An 8359-nucleotide genomic window follows, 5' to 3' on the forward strand; every position below is an offset into this window, starting at 1 on the left:
TTTTATAGTAAAAGAAAAACAATATTTTTTAAAATATGATATTTATCACATTTCTTTATATTTTTGCTTCCGATTTTTCTATGACTATTCATAATAAATAGACATATATAATTAATCATACCCAATGAAAGTTTATAAAATATTAAACAACAATGTTATTGTTACACTTGATGCTAAAGGTAATGAATTAATTGTTACTGGTCGTGGAATTGGATTTAAAAAACGTGAAGGTGACTTAATTGATACAAGTCTCATAGAGAAGCAGTTTTCACTCGATAATAAAGAAACATACCCTAAATTTGAAGAATTGCTTTCAAAGATTTCTTTTGAAGTGTTAACCACATCTGAAATTATTATTAATCATGCAAAACAATGCATAGATGGCAAATTACAAGACAGCATTTATATTTCGCTGACCGACCATATCCATTTTGCTATTGAGCGCCATAAACAAGGTTTTGATATTCCTAATGGATTTCTATGGGAAATCAAAAAGTTTTACCCTAAAGAGTTTCAAATCGGTTTGTATGCCTTATCAATAATAAAAGAACGATTATCAATTGAATTACCAGAAGACGAAGCTGGTTTTATTACTTTTCATATTATCAATGCGCAATTAAATGACACAATGCCCAATATTGTTAATATGACTAAAATCATGCACGAAATTCTTAATATAGTGAAATATCACTTTAACTTTGAATATGACGAAAATTGCCTATCTTATCAACGTTTTGTTACTCATTTAAAATTTTTTGCTCACCGTATTTTAAGCCACAGCAAGCAAACACAACAAGATAATTCTTTGTATGAATTAGTACGACAAAAATACGAACTAGCCTATCTTTGTACTAAACAGATAGATTTACATTTAATACAACAATATCAACATCCACTTTCTGATGACGATAGTCTCTATTTAACTATTCATATTGAACGATTACGAACTGAACTGAAAAATCAATAATGTGATATAACTCACATTTTAATCATTATATTTAAACAAACTATATCCATTATTCTTAAATCATGCTAATTTTATTAAATCATTTTTGGATTGTTATTGCATAGAAAAGCAATTAGCTATGCGAGCAAAACCTAAATTCCTTAAATTAAAGGGATTTAGGTTTTTTTTTGCATTGAAAAGGATAGGTATGAAAAACAAACAGCTTGCCGAATCAATTATTCAATATGTTGGGGGTAAGGACAATGTTATCAGCTTAGTGCATTGTGCTACTCGTTTAAGATTTGTATTGAAAGATGATAACAAAGCCGATGCAGAAACATTAAAAAAACTGGTCGGGGTTATTACTGTTGTACAAAGTGGAGGACAATTTCAGGTTGTTATTGGTAATAATGTTGCTGATGTATATAGTGACATTATGCAACTGACAAATCTTAATGAAAATAACGAACCAGCCTCGCAATCAGGCAAAAAATCGGGGATTTTCTCTAAATTGATTGATCTTGTTTCGGGAATTTTTATTCCAGCACTTGCTATACTTGTTGCTGGTGGGATTTTAAAAGGTTTAATCTCGTTGTTACAAGTAATCAATGTCATTATCCCTGAAACACCTACTTATAATTTCCTATTTGCCATTGCTGATGCACCTTTTTATTACCTACCTATTATTTTAGGATTTTCTGCTGTTAAAAAATTTGGCGGTAATCCCTATGTAGGCATGGCAATTGGTGGTGCATTAGTTCACCCTAATATTGTCGGTATGATGAAAGGCGCATTAGAATTACAAACCGAATTCTTTTCAATCCCAATTAGTCTAATCCCTTATGCATCATCGGTATTTCCAATTATTTTAGCGAGTTGGGTATATTCTATATTTGAACGAGTTTTTAATAAAATATTGCATGATTCATTTAAAAAATTTATCTCGCCATTACTCAGCATATTAATTACCGTACCGTTAACTTTTGCGGTTATTGGTCCAGTTGTGTCAATGTTAAGTGACCTTATTGCCTCTGGAATTATCTTCATCTATCAATTAAACCCTGTAATTGCTTCAATGATTTTAGCCGCTAGCTGGCAAATCATGGTGATATTTGGGGTTCATTGGGGATTAGTACCATTTTCAATGAATAACTTGGCTCTTTATCATGAAGACTTTATGTTACCTATTTTATTACCGGCTGTTTTTGCACAAACAGGGGCTGCATTGGCGGTAATGTTACGTTCTAAAGATAAACAATTTAAAGCATTAGCAAGTTCATCTGTATTATCAGGGATTTTTGGTGTAACAGAACCCGCAATCTATGGTGTGAATTTACCATTAAAAAAACCATTTATTATTGGTTGTTTGTCTGCCGCAATCGGTGGGGCTATTGTTGGTTACCATCACACTGTCACTTATTCATTTGGTATGGTTAGTATATTTTCATTTTTACAATTAATTCCAATTGAAGGGGTCGATTCAAGATTTTATGCGGTTGTTATTGCTACAATTATTTCCTTTGCAATTGCAACAATCGTTACTTATTTCTTTGGTATACCTAAAGATAAATCTCAAACGGATGAAATTGATAATTCATCTTCTAACAATATGGAAACTGAACATAAAATCACGATCTACAGCCCAATGACAGGCAAAGTCAATCCATTAAGTGAGGTAAAAGATCCTACATTTGCCAGTGAATTAATGGGTAAAGGTATTGCAATCATTCCAACTGTTGGTCAAGCTGTCGCCCCTGATGATGGTGAAGTTGTGTCATTATTTCGAACTAAACACGCAATTGGCTTTCAAACAGAATCTGGAGCTGAAATATTAATTCATATCGGTATTGATACCGTTAAATTGGATGGTCAACATTTTGAAGCTCATGTAGAAACTGGTAGCAAAGTAAAAAAAGGTGATTTGTTAGTCAGTTTTGATATAGAGGCAATTAAACAAGCTGGTTTTGAAGTTACCACACCAATTATAATTACTAATAGTGATAGTTATCAAGATATACAACGTATCTTTGAACAAGATAATATTAAAAGCGGAGAGGCTTTATTAGCGTTATCCCAAAATAAGGAGTAAAACATGTCAACAAAATTTCCTAATGATTTTCTTTGGGGCGGTGCCATTGCCGCTAACCAAGTTGAAGGGGCTTACCGTGAAGATGGTAAAGGTTTATCTACATCAGATTGTACGCCAAATGGTTTATTTGGTGACATCATCAATCGCAATGAAACTGATATTGCTAGTATAAAAGACAAAGCTATCGATTTTTATCATCGCTATCCTGAAGATATTGCTCTATTTGCTGAAATGGGTTTCACTTGTTTACGAACATCAATTGCTTGGACACGCATATTTCCTAATGGCGATGAAGAACAACCAAATGAAGCTGGCTTAGCCTTTTATGACAAATTATTTGATGAAATGGCAAAACACAACATAAAGCCACTAGTCACTTTATCACACTATGAAATGCCCTATTATCTTGTTACTCAATATGGTGGATGGGAAAATCGTAAAGTCATTGAATTTTTCACTCATTACGCTAAAACTGTTTTTGAACGCTATAAAAATAAGGTTAAATATTGGCTTACCTTCAATGAAATCAACATGTCATTACATGAACCTTTCACCGGTGTTGGTTTGGACAGAAATAGCACCAAACAGCAAATCTACCAAGCAATCCATCATCAATTAGTTGCCAGTGGTCGAGCAGTTAAACTCTGTCATCAAATCATTCAAGATGCAAAAATTGGTAACATGTTATTAGGCGCTGTGGCTTACCCCCTTACGCCAAAACCTGAAGATGTTTGGGAAACTCATCAAGAAAATCATGGTTGGTTATTTTTTGGAGATGTTCAGGTGCGTGGCTATTACCCAACCTATATGAATCGCTTCTTTAAAGAAAATCATATTAAGCTTGATATTACTGAACAAGATAAACAAGATCTTAAAGAAACAGTCGATTTTGTTTCATTTAGTTATTACATGAGTTGCTGTGCAACAGATGATGAGTCACAAAAAACCAAAGGTAATATTTTAGATATGGTGCCTAACCCTTATCTTAAGGCATCCGAATGGGGGTGGCAGATCGATCCAATTGGAATTCGTTATCTTCTTAATTTACTTTATGAGCGTTATCAAAAACCGTTATTTATTGTCGAAAATGGCTTAGGTGCCAAAGATAAATTAGAAGCAAACAATACAATCAATGATGATTATCGGATTAATTATATGAATGATCATTTAGTACAAATCCGAGAAGCCATTAATGATGGTGTTGAAGTTATGGGATACACCAGTTGGGGACCAATAGATCTTATCAGCGCATCCAAAGCCGAAGTCACTAAACGCTATGGATTTATTTATGTAGATCTAAATCAAGATGGCACAGGCACATTAAATCGCTATAAAAAGAAAAGCTTCTACTGGTATCAATCCGTGATTTCATCAAAAGGTGAAAATTTGAAAGCATAAGATAATCTGGGAGGATTGACGCTGCTCATCTCCCCTATTATTTTTTAATAAACATGTGACAAGGTAAATAGCTAATCGAATGGAGATATAAATTATTTAAATTAATCATATTACTATAAAAAACACATATACATAAAAATAAAACAAAACTTTAAATTATTGGATTGTTACTGCTTTTTGGCAGGCAAAACCTAAATATTAATTAGAGAATTATTCTCTGATTTAGTATTTAGGTTTTTTTAATATAAAAAACAATTAGGAAAAGGAACAATGAAAATAAAATATTTCACAATAATGCTATTAGGGATATCAGGTTATTCTATGCTAGCAAATGCGACAACCCAAAACTCAATCCTCGATGATACATTTTTTAAAGACACCAAATTTGTATTTTCTACTCGAAACTATTGGAAATATTTAAAAGAAAATGCATCCCAACCTAAAGAGGTACACAGCGCTTGGGGGCAAGCATTTAGCTTTGATTATAAATCAGGTTATTTATTTGACATGATCGGTTTTGATGTCACCTATGATAACATAATAAGATTAGGCGCCAGTGATTACTTTGCGACCCGTAATCTACTTTATAACGATGGTAAAGGCTATAACAAACATAACGCTCACGGATTTAATAAATTTACCCAACGTTATGCCAAAATAAAATTAGGTAATGATGCTATTAACTTTAATGGGAAAGCTGGTTGGCATAGCATGAAGGATTTAGGTATCATAAGTTCAACCCAACATCTTACCCGCAATAGTTATCTTGGTTATAGCGGAATTCTAAAATATGATAACGTTTATTTTTCATTGGCTTATATTGATAGCACCCTACCCCGCGAATCCGCTAAAAAATTACGTTTTTTAACGGCAGATCGTAAAAAAGTCATTAATAATATTGCAACAGCTGAAATCGCTTATAAAAATAAAGATCTTACTTTAGATTATTCTTATGGTGTTGCTAAAGATTATTTAAGGCGCCATGTCATTGAATTATCGTATAAACCAATACAAAAATTAATCTTAGGCGGACAATTCTACGGAAGTTATGCTCTTGACAATTATGATGCCATGAAACAAAACAAAAAGGAGTTTGAAGATCACGCATGGCACTATGCAACCGATGTCGAATGGAAAGAAGAAGACTGGAGTATTAAAGTCGGTTTAGCTTATACAGACGCTAACAAACATAACGCTATCGGATATTATAATCGACATTTAGGTAAAAATACTCGTGCTCGCTTTAACGGTCTTGCCGCTGCTGGCTCAGATTATTTACGTGATGGTGAAATGGTACTAACAACTGTAATGAGTTATGATTTTGTTAAAAATAATAGCACTGGTCTATATATGAATTATGGCCAATTTAACTACAAACATAATACATTAAAAAATGGCGAAATTAACGTTTTTGATATATGGAAACCAACTAGTGGCGCTTTTAAAAATTTTTCTATTTTATCGAAGGTTGGGTATGGTTGGTCTTATAAAACTGTCAGTGCTTCAGACCTTACACCTAAACTTAGACATGGAAAATACCAACGTTCACCTTCACTTTCGGCGGAAACGGTAATTGATTACCGATTTAATTTATTATAAAGAGGACAAAACAATGAAAAAATTTATTATATTAATTAGTACATTAATTATTTCAATAACAACCTTATCACAAGCTTTTGCTGATGATGTTTATCTCTATGTCACTCGCCATGGTAAAACTATGTTTAATAACGTACACCGTGCCCAAGGATGGTCTGATACACCGCTAACAAAACCAGGTGTCGAGGTGGCAGAACAACTAGGACGAGGATTGAAAGGTGTCAAATTTATTTCAGTCTATTCAAGTGATTTAGGTAGAGCACGACAAACTGCTCGCATTGTTTTAGAAGCTAAAGGCGATAAAATTCAAATTAATGAAATGGAAGGCTTACGTGAACAGTGTTTTGGCGATTATGAAGGAGATTTTGATCCGAACATGTGGACACCAGCAGCACAGCATTTAGGTTATGCATCAGATAAAGAGTTAATGGCGGATATGGCTCAAGGCAAGGTTACCCTAAAAACAATGATGGATGCAATCGCCGCAGTTGAAAAATCAGGCGAAGCCGAAGACTACAATAAAGTAAAAAATCGTATGCAAGCATCATTAAAAACCATTGCTGAATCAGCCAAAGCACAAGGTGGTGGCAACGTGCTTGTGGTATCTCACGGTTTAGCAATTATGGCTATGGTTCAAGAGTGGCAAGATAAACCAATTACAGCTGGATTAGGTAACGCAAGTGTTACTAAAATTCGTTACACCGACGATGGTAAATTTATTGTTGAAAGCCTTGGAGATATGAGCTACGTCGAAAAAGGCAAGAATCAAGCAAAATAACTTCAAAATATATGGCTCACCAATGAGCCATATTCCACATTTACTATTAGCTCATAATATTAATCGATAAATTTGTAGTATTTATCGTCATAAACAAGCATAATTTAATAGTGTATTTATTAAATGTTACTAAAAGATCAATATGTTTTATTTATGCAATTATTCATCTCCAGTGGGACTAATAACCCTAGCCAGTCAACAAAATAAGCTCGTTGGGGCTTGGATTGAAGGTGAAAAATATTTTGGTCACACACTCAATACACGAACAGAAGAAAAATCTAATTTACCCATTTTTAACTCAACAAAAAAATGGTTTGATGATTATTTTTCAGGAAAAAGACCGAATCCATACCAATTAGAGCTTGCGCCAAATGGCACACCTTTTCGAAACTTAGTATGGGAAATTTTATGCAAAATTCCATATGGCCAGGTCATTACTTACGGCGATATCGCAAAACAGATCACCATTAAAACAAACAAAGCAAGCATGTCTAGCCAAGCCGTAGGCGGGGCTGTTGGTCATAATCCCATATCAATCATTATTCCTTGCCACCGAGTTATCGGCGCAAACGGTAATTTAACTGGTTATGCTGGTGGAATAGATAAAAAAATAAAGTTATTAGAAATAGAAGATGTTTATATCAAAGATTTTTTCATTCCAACTAAAGGAACTGCACTTTAAATTGTAGTTACATTGTTTTTCATTCTAAATTTTTAACTGATGGAATAACGATAAAGCACTACTCCACCAGTTAAAAATTGAGTTAATAAATAATATATTCCATCAACTAAAAAATGTTTTAATTTTAGTATTATAAATACGGTTTTATTACACAAATAAAGCAATACTCTCAACTTTATAAAGAAAAAAGTTACACAATAAAATTACCCCTTACATACAACATAGTTATTCCAAGAGTCATTTCCCGTGCCTATATGCCCAGAATCAGAATATACATGATATTGTTTAGAAGAAGATTCTCGATCTCGTGTCCAATAAACACCATCTCGCCACTGAGAATCAGGATAAGCTCTTTGATTGATAAATCCCCACTCACTAAATAATGAACCATCAATCGCTCGAGTAAAAATTCCTCCCCAGAAAATAGCAGGATCGATCTCTATAGTGGTAGTGGGAGCATTTGTTAACTCATTCACGCTTAGAAGATTATTAATACTGTAACTCTCCCCTAAAATAGTACAGCAAAAAAGTAGAAAATTCTCTATGATAAAAGTAAAAGGGGATTTAATGATGAAAAAAATGACTGAACATCAAATCGTCGCTATTTTAAAAGAAGCTGAAGCAGGTATTCCTGTCAAGGAACTCTGCCGTAAATATGGTATGGGTAATTCAACTTTTTATAAATGGCGGGAAAAATACGGCGGCATGGAAACTTCGGATATCAAACGCTTAAAAGAGCTGGAGGCTGAAAACCGCAAACTTAAGCAGATGTTTGCCGAGCTGAGCTTAAAATCACAGCTTCAGGAAGAAATCATAAAAAAGCTTTAGTGCCCACAAAGGCACGTAAAACGTGGGCACAGCAACTAC

Annotated in this window: 7 protein-coding genes and 1 pseudogene; 7 read left to right on the forward strand and 1 reads right to left on the reverse strand. The window is 33.6% G+C overall.

All coding sequences use genetic code 11. From position 1 onward, the window contains the following. The first annotated feature begins 124 nt into the window (after positions 1-124). The 6 genes from licT to A9G38_RS10545 all read left to right on the forward strand — a co-directional run bounded on the left by licT (position 125) and on the right by A9G38_RS10545 (position 7492). Complete coding sequence (gene licT, locus A9G38_RS10520; RefSeq protein ID WP_034909873.1) at positions 125-967, forward strand: BglG family transcription antiterminator LicT; 843 nt, start codon at positions 125-127, stop codon at positions 965-967. A gap of 187 nt (positions 968-1154) precedes the next feature. Then, entirely contained in the window at positions 1155-3035 is a 1881-nt protein-coding gene (locus A9G38_RS10525) for a beta-glucoside-specific PTS transporter subunit IIABC (protein ID WP_034909875.1), read from the forward strand. 3 nt (positions 3036-3038) lie between these two features. Continuing rightward, the gene (locus A9G38_RS10530) at positions 3039-4433 is read left to right on the forward strand and encodes a glycoside hydrolase family 1 protein (RefSeq protein ID WP_034909877.1); all 1395 of its coding nucleotides are present in this window, start codon (positions 3039-3041) and stop codon (positions 4431-4433) included. 270 nt (positions 4434-4703) lie between these two features. Next, complete coding sequence (locus A9G38_RS10535; RefSeq protein WP_034909880.1) at positions 4704-6032, forward strand: OprD family outer membrane porin; 1329 nt, start codon at positions 4704-4706, stop codon at positions 6030-6032. Between the two features lie 13 nt (positions 6033-6045). Beyond that, on the forward strand, positions 6046-6810 hold the full coding sequence (locus A9G38_RS10540) for a histidine phosphatase family protein (RefSeq protein ID WP_034909954.1): 765 nt from the start codon (positions 6046-6048) through the stop codon (positions 6808-6810). Positions 6811-6952: 142 nt separating this feature from the next. Beyond that, entirely contained in the window at positions 6953-7492 is a 540-nt protein-coding gene (locus A9G38_RS10545) for a methylated-DNA--[protein]-cysteine S-methyltransferase (RefSeq protein ID WP_034909882.1), read from the forward strand. A 203-nt stretch (positions 7493-7695) separates the two neighbouring features. Here A9G38_RS10545 and A9G38_RS10550 read toward each other — a convergent pair whose 3' ends face one another. Beyond that, positions 7696-7968, reverse strand: coding sequence for a hypothetical protein (locus tag A9G38_RS10550; RefSeq protein WP_034909884.1), 273 nt, complete (start codon positions 7966-7968; stop codon positions 7696-7698). Positions 7969-8059: 91 nt separating this feature from the next. On the opposite strand from A9G38_RS10550, the pseudogene A9G38_RS10555 reads away from it, so the two are divergent. Next, positions 8060-8314, forward strand: a pseudogene (locus A9G38_RS10555) (transposase); the annotation flags it as partial. Positions 8315-8359: the final 45 nt, after the last annotated feature.

The sequence above is a fragment of the Gilliamella sp. Imp1-1 genome, assembly GCF_001690415.1.
Taxonomy (GTDB): domain Bacteria; phylum Pseudomonadota; class Gammaproteobacteria; order Enterobacterales; family Orbaceae; genus Gilliamella; species Gilliamella bombi.